Origin of the sequence: Bacillus sp. MRMR6 (assembly GCF_001940785.1) — a bacterium.
Taxonomy (GTDB): Bacteria; Bacillota; Bacilli; order Bacillales; family Cytobacillaceae; genus Neobacillus.
Window position 1 is genome coordinate 14,517 of record NZ_MSLS01000021.1, and the last position, 20,088, is coordinate 34,604.

General features: G+C 36.9%; 22 protein-coding genes. 15 read left to right on the forward strand and 7 right to left on the reverse strand.

The annotated features are described in order from the left end of the window. The first annotated feature begins 92 nt into the window (after positions 1-92). Positions 93-884, forward strand: coding sequence for an enoyl-CoA hydratase (locus BTR25_RS17685; RefSeq protein ID WP_075689369.1), 792 nt, complete (start codon positions 93-95; stop codon positions 882-884). A gap of 83 nt (positions 885-967) precedes the next feature. Here BTR25_RS17685 and BTR25_RS17690 read toward each other — a convergent pair whose 3' ends face one another. Then, entirely contained in the window at positions 968-1,153 is a 186-nt protein-coding gene (locus tag BTR25_RS17690) for a YhzD family protein (protein ID WP_075689370.1), read from the reverse strand. 116 nt (positions 1,154-1,269) lie between these two features. Here BTR25_RS17690 and BTR25_RS17695 point away from each other — a divergent pair, with 116 nt between their 5' ends. From BTR25_RS17695 to BTR25_RS17720, 6 genes are all read left to right on the forward strand, one after another. Beyond that, positions 1,270-2,169: an ABC transporter ATP-binding protein gene (locus BTR25_RS17695; RefSeq protein ID WP_075689371.1), complete on the forward strand. Its 900-nt coding sequence runs from the start codon at positions 1,270-1,272 to the stop codon at positions 2,167-2,169. Then, entirely contained in the window at positions 2,162-3,415 is a 1,254-nt protein-coding gene (locus BTR25_RS17700; protein WP_075689372.1) for an ABC transporter permease, read from the forward strand. The genes BTR25_RS17695 and BTR25_RS17700 overlap by 8 nt, the downstream gene beginning before the upstream one ends. A 112-nt stretch (positions 3,416-3,527) precedes the next feature. Further along, complete coding sequence (locus BTR25_RS17705; RefSeq protein ID WP_075689373.1) at positions 3,528-4,748, forward strand: metallophosphoesterase family protein; 1,221 nt, start codon at positions 3,528-3,530, stop codon at positions 4,746-4,748. A 15-nt stretch (positions 4,749-4,763) separates the two neighbouring features. Next, positions 4,764-7,769, forward strand: a complete 3,006-nt coding sequence (locus BTR25_RS17710; RefSeq protein ID WP_075689374.1) for an AAA family ATPase — start codon at positions 4,764-4,766, stop codon at positions 7,767-7,769. Positions 7,770-7,820: 51 nt separating this feature from the next. After that, positions 7,821-8,765, forward strand: coding sequence for a 3'-5' exoribonuclease YhaM (gene yhaM, locus BTR25_RS17715; RefSeq protein WP_075689438.1), 945 nt, complete (start codon positions 7,821-7,823; stop codon positions 8,763-8,765). 107 nt (positions 8,766-8,872) lie between these two features. Then, the gene (locus BTR25_RS17720) at positions 8,873-9,061 is read left to right on the forward strand and encodes a sporulation YhaL family protein (protein ID WP_075689375.1); all 189 of its coding nucleotides are present in this window, start codon (positions 8,873-8,875) and stop codon (positions 9,059-9,061) included. Positions 9,062-9,102: 41 nt separating this feature from the next. Here BTR25_RS17720 and BTR25_RS17725 read toward each other — a convergent pair whose 3' ends face one another. Further along, positions 9,103-9,969, reverse strand: coding sequence for a peptidylprolyl isomerase (locus tag BTR25_RS17725; protein ID WP_075689376.1), 867 nt, complete (start codon positions 9,967-9,969; stop codon positions 9,103-9,105). Between the two features lie 321 nt (positions 9,970-10,290). Here BTR25_RS17725 and BTR25_RS17730 point away from each other — a divergent pair, with 321 nt between their 5' ends. Both BTR25_RS17730 and BTR25_RS17735 read left to right on the forward strand, forming a co-directional pair. Continuing rightward, positions 10,291-10,383, forward strand: coding sequence for a YjcZ family sporulation protein (locus BTR25_RS17730; RefSeq protein ID WP_075689377.1), 93 nt, complete (start codon positions 10,291-10,293; stop codon positions 10,381-10,383). Between the two features lie 46 nt (positions 10,384-10,429). After that, complete coding sequence (locus BTR25_RS17735; RefSeq protein WP_075689378.1) at positions 10,430-10,525, forward strand: YjcZ family sporulation protein; 96 nt, start codon at positions 10,430-10,432, stop codon at positions 10,523-10,525. A gap of 72 nt (positions 10,526-10,597) precedes the next feature. Here the strand turns inward: BTR25_RS17735 and BTR25_RS17740 are convergent, their stop codons facing one another. Together BTR25_RS17740 and BTR25_RS17745 are read right to left on the reverse strand one after the other, a co-directional pair. Beyond that, a complete protein-coding gene (locus BTR25_RS17740) occupies positions 10,598-10,777 on the reverse strand; it encodes a hypothetical protein (protein WP_075689379.1) in 180 nt (59 codons plus the stop codon). A gap of 226 nt (positions 10,778-11,003) precedes the next feature. Next, positions 11,004-11,585: an HTH-type transcriptional regulator Hpr gene (locus BTR25_RS17745; RefSeq protein ID WP_075689380.1), complete on the reverse strand. Its 582-nt coding sequence runs from the start codon at positions 11,583-11,585 to the stop codon at positions 11,004-11,006. 274 nt (positions 11,586-11,859) lie between these two features. Here BTR25_RS17745 and yhzF point away from each other — a divergent pair, with 274 nt between their 5' ends. After that, entirely contained in the window at positions 11,860-12,054 is a 195-nt protein-coding gene (yhzF, locus tag BTR25_RS17750) for a membrane protein YhzF (protein ID WP_075689381.1), read from the forward strand. A 41-nt stretch (positions 12,055-12,095) separates the two neighbouring features. On the opposite strand, the gene BTR25_RS17755 is transcribed toward yhzF, so the two are convergent. After that, complete coding sequence (locus tag BTR25_RS17755) at positions 12,096-12,626, reverse strand: tryptophan transporter (RefSeq protein WP_075689382.1); 531 nt, start codon at positions 12,624-12,626, stop codon at positions 12,096-12,098. 287 nt (positions 12,627-12,913) lie between these two features. Continuing rightward, positions 12,914-13,333 carry an HIT family protein gene (locus tag BTR25_RS17760; protein ID WP_075689439.1) on the reverse strand — a complete coding sequence of 140 codons (420 nt, stop codon included), beginning with the start codon at positions 13,331-13,333 and terminating at the stop codon, positions 12,914-12,916. 582 nt (positions 13,334-13,915) lie between these two features. On the opposite strand from BTR25_RS17760, the gene BTR25_RS17765 reads away from it, so the two are divergent. The 3 genes from BTR25_RS17765 (at position 13,916) to BTR25_RS17775 (ending at position 16,675) form a co-directional block, all read left to right on the forward strand. After that, complete coding sequence (locus tag BTR25_RS17765) at positions 13,916-14,656, forward strand: ABC transporter ATP-binding protein (RefSeq protein ID WP_075689383.1); 741 nt, start codon at positions 13,916-13,918, stop codon at positions 14,654-14,656. Beyond that, the gene (locus BTR25_RS17770) at positions 14,649-15,860 is read left to right on the forward strand and encodes an ABC transporter permease (RefSeq protein ID WP_075689384.1); all 1,212 of its coding nucleotides are present in this window, start codon (positions 14,649-14,651) and stop codon (positions 15,858-15,860) included. The genes BTR25_RS17765 and BTR25_RS17770 overlap by 8 nt, the downstream gene beginning before the upstream one ends. A 92-nt stretch (positions 15,861-15,952) precedes the next feature. Then, on the forward strand, positions 15,953-16,675 hold the full coding sequence (locus tag BTR25_RS17775; RefSeq protein ID WP_075689385.1) for an EcsC family protein: 723 nt from the start codon (positions 15,953-15,955) through the stop codon (positions 16,673-16,675). A gap of 21 nt (positions 16,676-16,696) precedes the next feature. Here BTR25_RS17775 and BTR25_RS17780 read toward each other — a convergent pair whose 3' ends face one another. Further along, on the reverse strand, positions 16,697-17,872 hold the full coding sequence (locus tag BTR25_RS17780) for a M20 family metallopeptidase (protein WP_075689386.1): 1,176 nt from the start codon (positions 17,870-17,872) through the stop codon (positions 16,697-16,699). Positions 17,873-18,005: 133 nt separating this feature from the next. Here BTR25_RS17780 and BTR25_RS17785 point away from each other — a divergent pair, with 133 nt between their 5' ends. Together BTR25_RS17785 and hemE are read left to right on the forward strand one after the other, a co-directional pair. Further along, positions 18,006-18,647: a phosphatase PAP2 family protein gene (locus BTR25_RS17785; protein ID WP_075689387.1), complete on the forward strand. Its 642-nt coding sequence runs from the start codon at positions 18,006-18,008 to the stop codon at positions 18,645-18,647. Between the two features lie 236 nt (positions 18,648-18,883). After that, positions 18,884-19,930: a uroporphyrinogen decarboxylase gene (gene hemE / locus BTR25_RS17790; RefSeq protein ID WP_075689388.1), complete on the forward strand. Its 1,047-nt coding sequence runs from the start codon at positions 18,884-18,886 to the stop codon at positions 19,928-19,930. Positions 19,931-20,088 lie beyond the last annotated feature (158 nt).

A 20,088-nucleotide genomic window follows, 5' to 3' on the forward strand; every position in this document is an offset into this window, starting at 1 on the left:
ATTAATTAAAAATTCTATGGATTTGGAAAACTATTTTTTATTCTAGTGTTTTCAAGCTATAATGGAAGCAAAGACGATAGGTGGTGGTTAGTATGCCGGCAAATTTTGTTACAGAAAAGGTAAATATGAAGGTGAACGGTCGCATGGCAATAATTGAAATGAATCGGCCAGAAGCTTTAAACGCAATAGATGTAGACATGATAAAGGGGCTTGTCTCCAGGCTTAAGGAAATTTCCGAGTCAGATGATATTGATATTGTTGTGTTAACTGGTAATGGGAGAGCCTTTTCATCGGGCGGAGATATTAAAACGATGCTGTCTAATATGAATGAAACGGATTTCTTCCCTGTCATGGACTGTATTAGTGAATTAATTGTTACACTATACAGTATCCCTAAACTCACCATCAGCGCAGTCTCTGGCGCGGCAGCTGGTTTAGGCTTCAGTCTTGCTCTAGCAACCGACTATATTATTGCTGACAAGAATAGTAAACTGGCAATGAATTTTATCGGAATTGGCTTAATTCCAGACGGCGGTGCCCATTTCTTCCTTGAAAAAAGATTAGGGGAAGTGAAGGCAAAGCAGGTAATTTGGGATGGGAAAGTGTTGTCTGCAGATGAAGCTTTAGGACTTAACTTAATTGAAGAAGTAGCAGATGGTAGTTTACAAGAAACGGTGGATCGGAGAGTTGCCGATTGGTTAGGCCGTCCTGTTCAGGCGATGATCAAGACGAAAAAAATACTAGCTGATATGAACCGTCCACATCTGCTTAAAATCTTAGAACTTGAAAAAAATGGTCAATTTAACATGAGAAAAACACAAGACCATAAAGAAGGTGTAAGAGCCTTCATCGAAAAAAGGCCAGCGAAATTCATCGGCAAATAGATAATAAAAAACCAAAGAAGTGCGCGCACTTCTTTGGTTTTTTTTAGATTGTCCAGCGCAAGACGCCTTGCACTTTTCTTATTTTAAGAATGAAAGAGCAGTAGTTTACCGCTAGGTGAGGTGCAGCGATGTGTTTTCTCTAATAGGTTTTTCTCAGATAATATTTTTTCTCCCATTTCCTTTGCTGCGTCATCATGTTCTGCCTGAAAGGCTTCTTCTAGGACCTTTTCTCCATTTGCCTCAAAAACTGTTAATTTATAGGTTTTCATTTTACTCCCCCTTGAACACCTGATTTTATTATCATTTTTGCATATTTCATAATTTAATGCAAAAATGAAACTATCGAAAAGGTTAATCGTACTAACTCAGGGGAGGAGGAATTAATATGGTATTAAAAATAGAACATGTAACGAAGCGGTTCGGTCAGTTTACTGCGGTAAATGATTTATCATTAGCTATTCCGGAAAAAGAAATGTTTGGCTTTTTAGGTGCTAATGGAGCTGGAAAAACGACAACCTTTCGAATGATTCTAGGACTGCTTGATCCTAGTGCAGGAAAAATTAGCTGGGACGATAAACCGATTAATTATTCAACCAGCCACTTAGTTGGCTATTTGCCAGAGGAGCGGGGATTGTATCCGAAGCTAAAAGTTAAGGATCAAATTGTGTATTTAGCAAGATTACGGGGTATGCAAAAGAATGAGGCTATACAGGAATTAACATTCTGGCTTGAAAAATTTAAAGTGCCAGAATACGCAACAAAAAAGGTCGAAGAACTTTCAAAAGGTAATCAGCAAAAAATCCAATTTATTGCTGCTGTTATTCATAAACCAAAATTGTTAATTCTAGATGAACCATTTAGTGGTCTTGATCCAGTAAATGTAGAAATGCTAAAGGATGCTGTACTTACATTAAAGGAAAGCGGGACGACAATCGTTTTTTCGAGCCACCAAATGCATCATGTAGAAGAAATGTGTGAGCACCTATGTATTATGCATAAAGGAAGACCAGTGGTCCATGGTTCGTTAAAAGAAATAAAGCGTACCTTTGGAAAAAAGAACCTCGTTATTCATGCGGATTTTCCTCTAGATATGTTAAAAAATTACCCTGGTGTCCTTAAGGCAAGGACCACAATGGAAGGGATAGAACTGCAGGTGGAGGGCGAAAAGGTAGCTGAGAAGATATTAAAAGAGATTGTCCAGAATGGATTTATTAGAAGGTTTGAACTTGAAGAGCCATCTTTAAATGATATTTTTATCGAGAAAGTGGGTGATTCTTATGAATAGCTTTTGGATTATCCTCGTTCATACATATCTGAACAAATTAAAATCGAAATCCTTCATCATCACAACAATGATGACGGTCGTCCTAGTGCTGGCGCTGACAAATATCAATAATATTATTGAAGTTTTTGACAAAGATGGTGATAAATTAAACGTTGCGGTACTTGATGAAACAAGCCAGCTTTATGAACCATTTAAAGAGCAAGTAGGCATTATCAATAGTGACATCACTCTATCACTCTATAAGGGCAGTGAAAGTGTGGCGGAAAAAGCCGTGGAAGATGGTGAGTACCGAGGCCTTATCATCATTAGCTACAATGAAGAAAACCTTCCACAGGCAACGTATAAGGCAATGAGTATTGCAGATTCATCCTTGTTCATGGATTTGCAAGCAAGTTTGCAGCAAGTAAAAACAATGATGGCTGCGACACAAATAAATCTGACTGCTGATCAGCTGCAAAAGCTATATGAACCTGTAATGTTAGATCAAATTGCTCTCGAAGAACATGCAAAAACAGAGGAGGAGTTAAACCAAGCTAGAGGACTCGTATATATCCTGCTGTTCATTATTTATTTCTCTGTAATCATGTATGCGAGTATGATTGCCACAGAGGTAGCAACGGAAAAGTCCTCCAGAGTGATGGAAATCTTAATTTCCAGTGTATCACCGATAAAGCAAATGTTTGCAAAAATTTTGGGTATTGGGCTATTAAGCCTGACACAGTTAGCGGTATTTCTATCAATTGGTTATTATTCTTTTAAACAAAATAGTGAATCCTTAAAAGAAGGTTTTTTCGGCGTATACGGATTAGGAGATGTTCCTTTTGAAACGATTGCTTATGCTGTCGTGTTTTTTATCCTCGGCTATTTCCTTTATGCCACTCTTGCGGCATTTTTAGGTTCTTTAGTCAGCAGGATTGAAGATGTGCAACAGATGATCACTCCTATGACATTATTAATTGTGGGTGGGTTTATGATTGCTATGTTTGGTTTAGGTAAACCTGATGCCACGTTTATCACCATCACATCGTATATCCCATTCTTTACCCCGATGATTATGTTTTTACGTGTGGGTATGCTAACTCTCCCTGCCTGGGAAGCATATTTAGGAATAGGCATACTAATTGTAACAATAGTTGCTCTAGCCATCTTTGGTGCACGTGTTTATAGGGGAGGAGTTTTAATGTACGGAAAATCAAACTCCTTTAAAGATATTAAAAAGGCTTTACAGTTAACAAAAAATGAGTAAAAAGAGAGACTCTGTCAAAAATGGCAGAGTCTTTTTGAAAATCTATAACAGAACGTGCATTCGCACTTTACTGGTGGTACAATAAAGAAAAAGTCTGTGAAAGGAAAATATTATGAAACAGATATCATTTATACATGCTGCTGATTTGCATTTAGACAGCCCAATGATTGGATTAAAGGATTTGCCGGCTGCCATCCTTTCAAGATTAAGGGAAAGTACGTTTACAGCCCTAAAACGACTTACATCCTACGCCATAGATGAGCAAGTTGATTTTGTTATCTTGGCTGGTGACCTATTTGATGGTGAAGATCGAAGTCTGAGGGCCCAATCACGCTTCCGCAATGAAATGTTAAGACTTGCCGAGGCAGGAATCCCTGTTTATGTGGTCCATGGGAACCATGATCACTTAAACGGGACTTGGGTTCACATTGATATGCCGCCAAATGTAAAAGTATTTGACAGTGAGGTAGAGATGAAGGTTTTAGAAACTAGACGTGGTGATACCGTACATCTTTATGGCTTTAGTTATCCCACACGCCATGTTTATGAACGAAAAATTGATGATTATAAAAGAATAGAACCTGCTGATTTCCATATCGGCATCCTGCATGGTAATGAAAGCAGCAGTAAAGAACACGATAACTATGCGCCATTCTCAGTAAAGGATTTAATTGCCTTGAAATATGATTATTGGGCACTCGGTCACATTCATAAAAGAACGATTCTCTCGGAGCATCCGTCTATCGTTTATCCAGGTAACATCCAGGGGAGGAATAAAAAAGAACTTGAGGTTAAAGGCTGCTACCATGTAAACCTAGATGAGTTTACTACAAGTCTAGAATTTACTGAAACATCCGATGTGGTGTGGGAGGAAGCAGTTGTCGATGCAGATGAAGCACGTAACTTTCAAGATATTATCTACTTATGTCAGAAAGTAATTTATGAGAAACGTAAAACCCATAGGGGAACTTTATTACATTTAAAGCTGCAAAATGTCAGTCTGACCGATTCTAGGGAAATAAACCTTCTAACCGGAGAATTACTAGAAGTCTTAAACGACAATGAATCTGAGGAAGAGTCGTTTGTATGGGTAGTAGAATTAACAGTGTTAGAGGGTATGCATTATGATAGAGAAAGCATTACGACAGAAGCTAACTTTTTTGCAGAACTCTTTGAAACAAGAGACCAATTCGACAATCCAGAACAATCGTTAGCTCTATTATATGAACATCAACTTGGAAGAAAATATATAGCTGAATTGACGGAAGTAGAACAAAAAGAACTTCTAGAAAAAGCTGAAAAGCTATTAATAAATCTACTCTATCAAAAGTAATGAGGAGGTGTTTGCATGAAGATCATAGAGGTGCATATATATGGCTTTGGCCAGTTGAATAATTTCATTATAAAGAACTTATCAGATTTTCAAGTTTTCTTCGGAGAAAACGAAGCTGGTAAATCTACCATTATGGCATTTATACATGCTGTTTTGTTCGGTTTTCCAACAAAGCAGCAGTCGGCAGAGCTTCGATATGAACCTAAACATGATACAAAATATGGAGGTAAAATAAGAATTCAGCATGAAGAGCTAGGAATCGTCACGATTGAGAGAATGAAAGGTAAGGCAACAGGTGATGTTACCGTAAGCTTAGAAGATGGAACTGTGGGTGCTGAGGAATTGCTTAGTAAAGTACTCTCAAAAGTAGACAGATCTCTATTTCAAGCCATCTTTTCTTTTAATCTACAAGGATTACAGAACATACACCAAATGAAAGGTGAAGAATTAGGGAAATTCCTGTTTTCTGCTGGCACGCTTGGAACAGACAAACTTATGTCAGCAGAAATTGAGCTGCAGCGCGTGCTAGAGAATCGGTTCAAGCCAAATGGTAAGAAACCTGTGTTAAATGAAAAATTGAAAAACCTTCATGAATTAAATAGTGAATTGAAAAAAGCAGCAGCTAAAAACCAGCAATATGAAACGTTTATTTCAGATAGGAACAACCTGCAGCAGGAAATGGAAAGCATTCATTCTCTTTTGATTCAGACGAAGGATAAGCTTGATCGATTAAATGAATGGAAGAAAATCGCATCACTTGTTAAAGAAGAACAATGGACAAAAACTGAACTTGAAAAACTAGGAGAAACTACTTTTCCATTAAAAGGACTTGAACGGTTAGATAAGCTGAATCAATACATTCTTCCGTATAATGCTCAGATTATAAGCTTGGAAGAAAGAATGGAGCAAATTAAAAAGGAAATGAGCATCATTAATCCTGACGATGGGGTATTAAGGAATGAAGCTACGATCCTCTCAGCATTAGAACAAGTCCCCATTTATGAACAGCTTAAATTAGAAAAGCAGCAGGCTACATATAAGCTACGAGAGTTAGCAGAAAAATCTTCACTGATTAACGAAAAACTTCACTTATCTTTATCTGAGGAAGAAGTATTAGCAATTAATACCAACATTTATATGAAGAATCAAGTTGAGGAAATCTCTCGAAAATGTCAGAAGCTAACTGATGTAAAGCAAGAGTTAGAGGAAAAATTTCATGAGGAAAAAAGCATCCTTGAAGGCCTAGAAGATCAGGTGCTGTATGCTGAAAATCAAGTTATTTCTGAACATGAAAGAGCAAAACTTGAGAAATTGATTAGTGAAGAGAAAAATAAAGCCAGTTTAGAAATAGACCTTAAAATCCTTAAAGAAAAAAAGGAGTTAGTTCAAAATACAAATGAGCGTGAACGGAAGATAATCGAAAAATTACTTAAACAAAAGCAGACCCAATTTTATACTCTTGAATTTATCTTGATTGCTCTTGCAATCTATGGCTTTTTTACACAACAATGGCATTTATTAATTGTAGGTATACTCAGTGGTTTGGCTGCAATGATTTTGTTAGGTAAGAACATAAGGGGCGAAAAGGAAAAGGAGGATCGTCAATCGTTTAATCAATTAATAGAAAAAGAACAAGAAATAAAGAAAAAACTTGAATCATATGACAATATTTACTTTACTCACCTTCATGAACAATTAAAACTGGATAACCAGAGGAGAGACCAGTTGCAAATATCAAAGATGAAGTTAGAACAGCAGCATATCCTATATGAAAAGGTAATATCGAAATTTGAAGAATTCGAGCAACACACTGCTGAAAATAAGGTGAAGTTATTAAAGATTATGAGCGAGCTAAAGCTTTCAGAGGATATTGCCAACTCTTTTTTACTCGAAGCCTTTCATTTAATTGAACAATATAAGCTAGTTATAAGAGAGAAACAGCAGGTATCTTCTAGAATAGAAGAAATTACCCTCCAACTAGAAAACATAAAAAGTAAGCTTGATTTATTTAATAGCAAATATCTAGCGGGTCAAGGGTTAGAAGTCCAAAGGATCGTATATTTGTTAAAAACTAAATTAAAAGAAGAACAGGAGAAGCAAATTAAATCAGAGGAAAAGAAAGCAAAGCTTTTGGATTTAGAAGCAGATATACAGCAGTTAAGGCGCGAACAACAGCATGTAATGGAAGAACGTGCAAAGCTCTTGGAGGAAGCTAATGTTAAGAATGAAGAAGAATTCTATCAGTTGGGGTCCAAAGCTGAGAAAAAGGTAAAGCTGGGCGAAAGAATGAATGATTTAAGAAAGCAGTTACAATATACAATCATAAAGGAAAATGAATGGGCTGAGTATTTAACTATTCACAATGTGGATGAGTTAATTCAGCAAGCAAAGGAACAGTCACAAGAGCTGGCTGATCAGTTAGTTCTGCTACAAGAAAAAAATGCATCACTAAAGTACGATATTCAGCAATTAGAAGAAGGTGGTATTTATGCTGAACTACTTCACAAATTTAAACATAGAAGGTACCTATTGGAAGAGGAAGCAAAAGAATGGTCTGTCTATAGACTGGCCCAGGAAATACTTTCACGAACTGTTGAAAAGTATAAAACGGTTTTTTTACCAAATATGCTGGCAAAGGCTGAAGAGTACCTTTACTTTTTAACCGATGGCAATTATCATAAAATCCATCTTCAAAAGTCGGGAGCGGGGTTTCTAATTGAGAGAAAGGACCATACCATGTTCGAAGCGAATGAACTAAGTCAAGCTACTACTGAACAAGTCTATGTGTCGATTAGGCTCGCTCTAGCAACCACCTTGTATGAAAAATACCATTTGCCAATCATTATTGATGATAGTTTTGTAAATTTCGATGCAAAACGGACTGGTAAGATAATGGAACTGCTTAAGTGTCTCGAACAGAATCAGATATTGTTTTTTACCTGTCATAGACACTTACTTCAGTATTTTGAACCTGAAAATATACTATCCCTTAATAACGGTGCTGTAGAGGTACCTTCATAGGGATACCAGTAAATATGCTATACTAGGTTTATATGGGGGGAGAAACAGATGATGAGTAAAGGTGTATTACAGTATGACGTAGGAGTTCAAGTGGATTTATATCTGCTGATAAAAAGCGCTACAAAAGGAATTGCTGCCAATGGTAAGCCATTTTTAACACTCATTTTTCAAGATAAAAGTGGAGAAATAGAGGCAAAGCTTTGGGATGCGAGTGATGACGATGTAAACAGCTATGCACCACAAACGATTGTAAAAGTTAACGGAGATATTCACAACTACCGTGGCAGGAATCAGCTAAAACTTCGCCAAATTCGCAGAACAGGACCAATGGACCCAGTAAAGCAGGAGGATTTTCTTGAAACAGCACCGCTAAGCCAGGAAGAAATGACGGGGAAATTAACGCAATATATCTTTGATATGAAGAATCCAAATATCCAAAGAATCACCCGGCATCTATTAAAAAAACATCAGGTGGCCTTCTTAGAATATCCGGCAGCAACGAAAAATCATCATGAGTTTGTCTCAGGGCTAGTCTATCATGTTGTTAGTATGTTAGATTTAGCGAAGTCAATTTCTGTCCTCTACCCAAACTTAGACAGGGACTTATTATATGCAGGTGTGATTTTACATGATATGGGTAAGGTATTAGAATTATCCGGTCCAATTTCAACCGTCTATACCGTGGAGGGAAATTTACTAGGGCACATTACCATAATGGTAAATGAAATCGGAAAAGCGGCTGAAGAACTTGGGATAACAGGGGAAGAAGTCCTCATTCTCAAACATCTAGTTTTGAGTCATCATGGAAAGTCCGAGTGGGGAAGTCCAAAGCCGCCCTTAATCAAAGAAGCAGAAATCCTGCATTATATCGATAATATAGATGCAAAAATGAACATGATGGAGCGTGCACTAGAAAGAGTGAAACCTGGTGAATTCACCGAACGAATCTATGCGCTCGATAACCGGTCCTTTTACAAACCACTATTTCATAAATAAAAGATAACCTCCGGGTTATCTTTTTTATTTGGATAAGAATATTTAAGATTTTATTTGAATAAGTTGTTATAAAAAGTGGACAACCACTAAGGGAAGGAGCAGATATAATGATTATTCCTATTTGGGTATATGCTGTCGTGGTTGGTATTGTGATTAGTGCATTAATGGCCATAAAAACAGGAAGAGAAGAAAGACAAATTGAATTGGAATCAATTGAAAAAGAGGGAGAAATTTATATCACAAGATTAGAAAGAGAAAAGGAAATACGAGGCGGAGAAAGAGCCGCTGGCGAATAAAAGAAAGGAGGGACTCAAGCTTTTGAGACCCTCCTGAATTTTTATTGTTGAGTAGTAGCACCTAGCTCAAGTGCACCTTGTAAGTCTTTGTCGCTAATTTTTACTTTCGCATCTTTTAATTCTTTTTCCATGATTTCATTAATTTTCTCGTTGGTCATTTTAGATGCTACTAATTCTTCTTTTAGCTCGTCCTTATGATCTTCGAGCTTTGCGTCCTTGCGTGTTTCTGTTACCTCAATAATATGGTAGCCGAACTGACTTTTGACTGGTGCACTTACTTCATTTGCATTCAGTGCAAATGCTGCTGCTAAGAAGTCAGCATCCATCTGAGCTTCTTCCGCAAACCAGCCTAAGTCTCCACCGGCAGCTTTTGCAGCTTCGTCAGTTGAGTACGTGTTGCTTACATCTTCAAATTTCTCACCAGCGTCAAGCTTGGCTTTCACTTCATTTGCAGTTGCTTCATCTGCTACAAGGATGTGGCGAGCTTTAATTTGCTTCTTCCATGTTCCGAAGTATTCTTCTAATTCTTCGTCGGTCACTTTAATGGAAGCTTTTGCAGCTTTTTCTTGAAGCATTCCAAGTTTCATTGTTTGTTTAAAATCTTCCTCATCTTTATAACCATATTGTGCTAAAGCCATTTCAAAATTTTCACCAAGCTGCTCTTTTAATTCTGCAACTTTTGCGTCCAATTCTTTATCCGTTACTTCGTATTTCTCGGAAAGGACTTTTTCAAATATTAGCTGTTGCAGGGCTTGGGCTCCTACACGATCCTTCATTGCTTCGTAAAGTTCTTGTTGCGTAATATCTCCTGCATCACTTTTCGCCACAGTATCAGAACCGCCTTGATTACATGCACTTAAGGCAAGAACCCCGCCGGCTAATGTTAAAGCTAATAACAATTTTTTCATGTGAACCTCTCCTAAACAGTAGTTTCTTGTGGCCGTTTGTCCACAAACTATACTATACCATAAATGGTAACCACTGCAAAAAATAAACTTATGATGATTGATAATTTGTAGGAATTCACTTACCACTTTAATATCTTGAACGTATGATTTGCATGTAAGTAACTCATGAATGATTCTGAGCTATTGATTGACTAATTAAGTCGCCTGAAAAAGTTCTCGGACATTTCAATACACTTTTTCCTAAGAAATGTGATGTGTGCCTAGACGAAATGAAGACAGCCTGAATAGTATATCTTAACAAGTAATAAAGGAGGTATTTCCATGGGTGCAGTACATGGTGGATACGGTGCAGGATTTGCATTAATTATAGTACTCTTCATCCTATTGATTATTGTAGGAGCCTCCTGGTTCTAGGACCAGAAGATTTACAATTTAACTACTACTAGAAGGAGTGATCGGTATGACTGGAGCAGCTGGAGGTTTTTACGGAGGAGGATTTGCGTTAATCGTAGTCCTTTTCATTTTATTAGTCATCATTGGAGCATCTTGGCTGTAAGCTTCAAGAAAAAAGCGATGAGATCTTTCTCATCGCTTCTACTTTGGTACATATTCCAACATGGGTTATGGACTATGTATACAGAATTTCTACATAGGATGAAATCAATAAAATAGTAACAAGGACGTTAATGGTACGGAAAACCTTATGTTGGCGTTCCTCTGGTATTTCCTTTTGAATGCAAAGGGAATTGGTCATTTTATTTATATAAAATAAAATGAATATCGCAAAGACAATAAATACGGAGATCATCAATGATTCCCTCCCTGATGTTCATAGTTATGTTTAATACAATATCAAATAATTACAAAAAAAGATAGTTAAAAGGATTGGTAGAAAAGTAGGAAAATAAAAACAAAAGACAGTATCAATTATGTGACGATTTGAACATACGAATGGAAAAGTAAAAAGCGGAAGGAATATAAAATTTCATCCGCTTTTCTTTGAATTCTTATCATTCCAAAATAGCTTTCAAAAACTAGGCTAGTTCTTCCTCAGCACTTTTAGATTTTTTGAGCTTTCCTTCTTCTTCGACAAATTTGGTTTCAATATTTTCGAATGACCGCTCAAAAATCTCCATAAAATCATCCCCATAGATATTACGAACAATAGCCATCATTTCCATAATCTCAGGAAACTTTCCATATAAATCTCTTAACGGTAAAGCACCTGAAAATACGGCATTGCCTTGAGGTTCATACGTTTCCATCAAACGAAGAAGAATTTCCTCTCCCTTAGGTGTCAGTTGGATATACGTATTTCTCTTATCGTTTTCCTTTTTAGAAAAGCTCAACAAGCCTCTCTCTTCTAACTTTTTTGAAAAATTAAATGCTGTTGATACATGCATAACACCAAATTTTGCTACATCTGAAATGGAGGCTCCATTTAGATGATATGCAATCCAAAGGATATGATGTTCATTAATATTTAAATCAAAGGGTTTAATCCACTGCTGCCAGTCTTTTTCGATTGATTTCCACAAGGCTTTACTTAACTGAGCAATCCGTTGACTAAATATCATGGCTTCTTTCATTGAATAATGTTTCTCAGACATCCCCATTTTCACCTACTTTTTTATTTCTCTATTAACATTATGCCAATAAAATAAAAATTAATAAAGATGCAAATTAACAAAATTTTTAGAAATTACTATTTTTTATTTTCCCTTTAACTTCTATCTTTATTTTACTTGGTTTTACTGACTAATTACAACTTTTAAAATATTCACTCAATTAAAATGCTTGTTTTACTTGGAAACACTTTACTTGTACATAGTGAACAACAATAATTCATATAAATAGATATAACTTAAAGAGAAAAAGGGGGCGGAAAGTATGAAGAGTATAACTCTCATTCTTTTCTTTATCAGTGCCTTGCTGCTTTTAGGTGCTATTAAATTTCTGTTAGATCTTAGCAGACCAGGTGTATATCCGCCTAAACAATTATTAAAGAAAAGAGCTGCTGCTTTAGCAGGTGGTGGGGGAATCTTTTTAGTCATTGCGATAATATTAAGCAGCTTCATTTTCTAAGAAATATAAAGAAAAGAACCTTTGTAGGTTCTTTTCACAATTTACTTTGAAATAACAGTTGTGGATGTGAATCCCGTTCTTCTTACAACTGTTTGAGCAATAGGGTACAAAACAACCATTGCAATAGTATTAACTGCAGTTGCTGGAAGTACTACCCCTGCAAACAGGGCTAGAAATGGACCTGGTAATCCAACGATAAGCAGTGCTGATCCCAAAAATACTGTTCCAGAAACCAAAGTACCCACTGCGGTTAACACTCCAACACTAACAATAGAAGTTCGGAATTTCCCCAAGGCTAAAAATAAGCCAAAGAAGATTAAGGCGGTAACAGGTTTGTCAACGATATTTGGAATTTGTCCACCCGGAAATGATGTCGTTAAGGCAGAAATTCCACCGGTAACTATCGCTAATAACATCACATTTTTAATCTCTGGGAAAAGAATAATCCCTAAAAACATCATTGTTAACATCATGTCGGGTTTCATACCGAATAAAATGGGCGGAGCAACTGCGTGCAGTACAGCACCTATACCTACTAATAATGCTAAAGCTACAAGATTCTTTGTATTCATTTCTCATCTCTCCTCTGCTGGTCTCAAGCTTATTGGTTTCTCCTGCAGTGCGCTCAGATGCCTGCAGCGAAAAACTTGATATTATTATAGCATAAAAACTAGTTCGATTAAAAGATATAATTTTCAGATAATAACACTTTATCCCTCATTAACGGGGAGTAAGCCCCCACCTCTAGCTAATGAGTGAAAACGAGAAGTTCTAGGTGGGGGTAACTGCCCTTAAAAGCCCGAAATGTTCAACTAACCATCCGTGGGGATGAAAAAACCCCCTGGAGGGAAGTTTCCCATTATAGATTTTTATTAATACTTTCAGCCATCTCTTTTAGTAACTCCGGTGTATAATCACTTGTATTTGTTTTCCAGACTGCACCAAAACCATCACCTTGACCGTAGCGTGGAATTAAATGCATATGGTAGTGAAAAACCGTTTGTCCAGCTGCTTCGCCATTATTATTAATGGTATTTAAGCCGATTGGTTCATAAGTTTTCTTTAAAGCATTAGCGATGGAAGGCACGACTTCAAAGAGGTTTCTTGCAAGATCGGGAGTCAGTTCATATAAATTTTCTTTATGTACTTTTGGAATTACAAGTGTATGTCCCTTCGTAACTTGACTTATATCTAAAAATGCTATCACATGCTCATTTTCAAATACTTTGGCTGCTGGAATCTCACCATTAACAATTTTACAAAAAATACAATCACTCATTGACAACACACCTTTCTTAAGCTCATATCCGTATTTTACCATATACCTTGGAAGGAAAAAAGAAAGAGGCAGGATCCGCATGGAATCCTGCCCTCTCGAAGGGGAATGCTTCATTGTACGTTCATTAGGAACCCTCTTTGATAAACACCTCATTTGACATTAAAGTGTAATTATAAAGAGTAATCTTTGTTCAAGCTGACCATCCCCTATATGTGTTTTTATATGTTTTCCCAACTTATAAAAACGGATGACGATCTGCGGTAAACACCTCATTTTCTATTTATTTGACTAAATAGCTGGTGTTATTGAACTCAGTATGGTTTCAAGCACGCTGTGCAAAACAACCATCCCCTTATCTGAAACGTTGCGAAGCTAATGGGTTTGAAACGAAAATGTCTTTAACAAACACCTCATCTCAAGATTTGATGAATCACTTCATCGAGTTGTTGTTTCCCCTTCAAATATTATGATGTCCATAGCATGAGGAAATATACAATTTTTTTTCTAAAACCTGAACTTCTATTTTTCTTTATTACAATTTGTTAAAATATAAGGTAATCAGCAACGGAAGGACGTTTGTACATGACGTTATTATCAATTAAGAACCTTACAGGTGGCTATACAAGGAATCCTGTCTTAAAAGATGTAAGCTTTCAGGTAAATCAAAAAGAATTAGTTGGCTTAATTGGTTTAAATGGGGCAGGGAAAAGTACGACCATTAAACATATTATTGGATTGATGGAACCTCACCAAGGTGAAATAAAAATTAATGGTCAATCGATTCGCGACCATAAAGAGGCCTATAGAAAAATGTTTACCTTCGTCCCAGAGACACCGGTACTATATGAAGAACTGACCTTAGAGGAACATTTAAGATTGACTGCAATGGCCTATGGATTAGATGAGGCGACTTATCAGACGAGGGTTAAGCCTTTGCTTGCAGAGTTCAGAATGGAGAAGCGATTAAAATGGTTTCCAGCCCATTTTTCAAAGGGAATGAAACAAAAGGTGATGATTATGTGCGCTTTTTTGGTACAGCCCTCTCTTTATATAGTGGATGAACCCTTTGTAGGACTTGACCCGCTTGGGATTCAATCACTGCTCGACTTAATGAAAAAGATGAAAGAAAATGGGGCCGGTATCTTAATGTCTACGCATATTTTAGCAACTGCTGAAAAATATTGTGACAGTTTTATCATTCTCCATGAGGGAAAGATACGTGCTAAAGGAACTTTGGCTGAACTGCAAGAGCAATTTTCAATGCCAAGGGCATCCCTAGATGATCTTTATATCCAATTAACAAAGGAAGAAATTTATGAATAATGAGCAAAAACTCTGGAAGGACAGAGCCGCCCATCGGTTAAAGGAATTAGGCGTTTATCTTAGGTATATTTTAAATGGTCATCTTGTGATTGTTTTACTTTTTTTAATCGGAACGGGTGCCTATTATTATCAAAATTGGATAAAGACACTTTCTTCTGGATTCCCAGCAGAAATCATCATAGCGGTGTTACTGGGTTTGTTTATAACCTATAGTCCTCTATATAATTTCCTTCTTGAGGCAGATCAGGTGTTTTTACTCCCGCTCGAAGACCGATTAAAAGGATATTTTTTAAAATCTGGCTTCATTAGTTTAATTTTTCAAGGATACATATTAATCTTAATGATGGCTGTATTAATGCCACTATATGCACATGTCAGCAATAGCGGATTTAGCTCGTTTTTTCCTTTTCTGGGCATACTATTATTAGTGAAGACTTGGAATATTGCTGCTAGCTGGAAAATCCATTTTCATGTTCAAGCATCTGTTTATCTATATGACATGCTTGTCCGCTATGCTTTAAACACCTCATTTGTCTTTATGCTGTACAAACAGGCAAATATATTCTTGTTATTGTTATTAGCAGTCATTATGGTGCTTTATTATACCTATTTTAATGGTAAAACCAAGAGCTTAGGGCTCAAATGGGACACGCTAATTCGGCAGGAAGAAAAGAGGATGGGATCTTTTTACCGCTTAGCTAATTTATTTACAGATGTTCCAAAGTTGAAAGATACGGTAAAACGAAGAAAATGGATGGATCTATTTATCAACAATATTGGTTTTCTTCAAGAAAAGACCTACCTATATTTATTCTCACGCACCTTTCTCAGGTCATCAGATTATTTAGGGTTATTAATCCGTTTAACGATAATAGGAGCTGCTGCCTTGTACTATATTTCCTTTGGCATTGGGCAGATTTTATTGGCTGTCCTATTTCTCTACCTAACCGGGTTTCAGCTTTTGCCATTATGGAACCACCATCAAAATAAGTTGTGGGTAGATTTATATCCAGTGGCCTCTCAGCATAAAACAACTGCCTTTCAGCTTCTTTTATTGGTCATACTGGTTATTCAAGCGTTAATGTTCACACTTGTCATACTACTTAAAGGGGAATATCTAATTGCTTCTTTTGTGCTCATATCAGGAGTATTGTTCAATTTACTATTTGTATATGTTTATAGTAAAAAAAGACTGAAATATTAAACAGAATCCTCTTTCGGAATGAAAGAGGATTCTACTACTTCATGACATTTCTTTGTTTAAAGAATAATATCTATTTGTGGAGGGGTGAAGAAATGAATGAGTATGAATTAAAGGTTTATGAGGAAGTTGAAGCCTGGAAGAGAAAATTACACAGACGTTCAGGAATGATGAATCGAGTGTCTAAAAAAGCACAAGGTAAAATTAACGGATTAATTCCAGAAAAAGTCCATGAGGTAATGACAGAAAGCATAAAAGCAATGGTAAAAACAACTTTATTTGGTTCACAGCTAACGACCGATAGAAGTCAGGCAAATGGGCTGTCACTTGCCCAGCGAGATGAATTAATAACCCAGAAGACAGCTGTCTTTCAAAAGACTGCCCTAATTGAGGGAGCAGGTACAGGTGCTGGCGGAATTCTTTTAGGACTTGCGGATTTTCCGCTGTTACTTTCCATTAAGATGAAATTTCTGTTTGAAGCAGCCTCTATCTATGGTTTTAATACAAAAGAGTATGAAGAGAGGTTGTTCATTCTTCACGTTTTTCAACTTGCTTTTTCCAGTGATGAGATTCGAAAGAATACGTTGTACGAGATTGAGAATTGGGATCAGAGAAAGAAGGATATTATGGAAATGGATTGGCGCAAATTTCAGCAGGAATATAGAGACTATATCGATTTTGTGAAAATGCTGCAGCTGGTACCTGGAATCGGGGCGTTTGTTGGAGCATATGCAAATAATAATCTTCTAAAACATTTAGGTGAAACAGCGATGAATGCCTATCGGTTAAGGATATTAAAAAAAGCCCCTGAAAGATAGAATGTTCAGAGGCTATATTCATCAATTTTCTTGGCTGTTTATCGCTGCTGTACCAAGTGTTTTGGCCGCAATTAGCATAGCTTTCTCATCAATATCAAATTTAGGGTGATGGTGAGGATATGTTTTTTCTAATCCTTCTGGCATTGCACCTGTGAAAAAGAAGGTGCCAGGCACTTTCTGTAAGTAATATGCAAAGTCCTCGCCGCCCATTTGTGGTTCAGTTTCTTCAATCGATTTAACTTCAGGAACAACTGCCGCACATTTTTGCAAGAATTCAGTTTCTTTAGCATGGTTTACTACTGCCGGATAACCCTTTTCATATAAAAAGTGATAAGTGCTGCCTGTAGCATAGCAAGTTCCATGAATAATTCTTTCCATTTCTTCTTCAATAAACTGTCGTACACCTTCATCAAAGGTCCGAACGGTTCCAATAAGTTTTGCCTTATCAGCAATGACATTAAAGGCATTTTCTGCGGTAAAGGAGCCTATGGTAACAACTGCAGAGTCAATCGGATTGACTCTCCTGCTGACAATTTGCTGCAAATTAAGGACCAGTTGTGACGCTGTGACGATCGCATCCTTTGTTTTATGTGGCTGGGCTCCGTGACCGCCTTGCCCTTGAATTTCCACCTCAAAACGATCAGCAGCAGCCATAATAGGACCTGTTCGATATTGAATCTTCCCAGTTGATTCTCCGGCCCATAGATGGGTGCCAAATATCACGTCTACATGATCTAAGCAGCCATCCTCAATCATACTAACCGCACCGCCAGGCGCATACTCTTCAGCATGTTGATGGATAAAGACATAAATTCCTGCTAGTTCATCCTTTAACTCATGTAACGCTTTAGCGAGGATTAATAGCGATGCAGTATGTCCATCATGCCCACATGCATGCATAATGCCGGGTACTAACGATTTATAGGCAACTTCCTTTTCATCCTGAATGGGCAGTGCATCGAAATCGGCTCTCAAAGCAATGGTTTTCCCAGGTTTCTTTCCATAGACTTTTGCTACTACACCGTTGCCGCCCACATTTCCTCTTACTTCAATCCCAAGCTTTTCGTAAAAGGATTGAATAAATTGGGCAGTCTTGTATTCTTTAAAGGATAACTCAGGATGCTGATGTAAATAACGGCGAATAGAAATCATTTCCTCATAGTAATTTTCTATTCTACTAAAAAGGTTGTTTAGCATAATGTTCCCCCATTTTTCATAAAATATAATAGTATTTTCAAACTATTTTAACACTATTAAATAACGTTGTAGATTTTGACAGTCATTTTATTTATAATTTTAAAAGATTAGTTAGAAGGAAAGGATTTTTTTAATGCAGACGAAGGTTTTAAAATATTATACTCTAGGATTTATCATTCTAGCATTATTTGCTGCGGGATACACGACCCTAAATGTTATGACAGAGCGGGCCCTCATGCTCGATGAGATAGGGGCGGTCTTTTTTGGGTATGTGCCTGATACATTGAATCCTTTTTTCGTTGTATTAACGGAATTAGGGGATAAGAAAGGGATCGGTCTTGTTGCGGTATTTGTTCTTGGATGGCTACTGCTAATAAAAAGAAATTATTTAGGTGCAGCGATCATCACTTTAGCGGCAGCCCTTGGCAATGAGGTTAACAAGTTAATTAAAAACTCAATTGCACGTGAACGACCGGACCTCGAACATCTAGCGTTTATTGACAGCTATAGTTTTCCTAGTGGTCATGCTATGGTAGGCTTAATTGTTTATTTTTTTGTTGCCTATTTAATCGTAGAAAATATGAAATCTAAATCAGGTAAAATACTGGTCATAAGTTTTACAGGAGTACTACTTTTTCTGATTGGGGCAAGCCGTATTATCCTCCAAGTACATTACCCATCAGATGTCATTGGCGGCTTTTCCTTTGGGTATATCTGGGTGTTGTTATGGGTATTTATATATGAATATTTGAAAAAGAAATTAAGGAAATCATAGAAAAAGGCTGGACGATCCGTCAGCCTTTTTTATAAGGAATCAGAGCGTTAAGATGGTAATTTGAACAATATTCACATTTAAAAACGACTTTTTTTTGACACTTAGTATCGTAATCTATACACAAATAGGATTAATCGATATAGTGAAGACAGTTCTAGTCACGGCGTTAGTTTCATTTTCCTGCTACATATATTAAAATGAAAAACAGACATGTCTTGAAAGGTGGATTTATTTAGATGATTAAGCAAATCAACGAAACATTTTTGAAAGCGGCAAGAGGGGAGAAAACGGATTACGTTCCAGTATGGTATATGAGACAAGCTGGAAGATCACAGCCAGAGTATCGTGAAATTAAAGAGAAATACTCTTTGTTTGAAATTACACACCAGCCTGAGCTATGTGCTTATGTAACACGCTTGCCCGTTGAACAGTATAATGTTGACGCTGCTATTTTATACAAAGACATCATGACCCCACTTCCAGCTATCGGGATGCAGGTTGAAATTAAGTCAGGTATTGGTCCTGTGATTGATAATCCGATTCGCTCTTTAGCAGATGTTGAAAAACTTGGAGAAATTCACCCAGAACAAGACGTACCATATGTTCTTGATACAATCAAATTGTTAACTCAGGAACAACTGTCAGTACCACTAATAGGCTTTTCGGGTGCTCCTTTTACTCTAGCAAGTTACATGATTGAGGGCGGACCTTCCAAAAATTACAATAAGACGAAAGCTTTTATGTACTCTGAGCCAAAGGCTTGGTTTGCTTTAATGGACAAGCTTGCAGATATGATTATTATTTATGTGAAAGCTCAAATAAAAGCAGGCGCAAAAGCGATTCAAATTTTTGATTCATGGGTTGGTGCATTAAATGTTGAAGATTACCGCTATTTTATTAAGCCGGTTATGACTCGTATTTTCACTGAACTAAAAGAAGAGAATGTTCCACTTATCATGTTTGGTGTAGGTGCTAGTCATCTTGCTTTGGAATGGAATGACTTGCCGCTGGACGTTGTGGGATTGGATTGGCGTTTACCAATCCGCCAGGCAAGAGAAATGGGAATTCAAAAAACAGTCCAAGGAAACCTTGACCCAGCAATCCTTTTATCACCATGGGAAGTAATTGAGGAAAAAGCGAAAGCAATCCTAGATCAAGGAATGGAACAGGGTGGATATATCTTTAACCTTGGACATGGTGTATTCCCATCCGTAAATCCAGCGACATTGAAAAAATTGACTTCGTTTATTCATGAGTATTCAGCAACAAAACTAAGCAGATAAAATCCATTTTAAGTGTTTATATTGGTAAGTCGTCTAGTTTTTTGGCACAATATAATAAGCTTTATTCTTAAAGGGCCCTATACTAGCTAGAGGCCCTTTCATACGAGGATATAAATATATAAACCATACGATAACTGCTTCTAGATTTGAAAAATGAG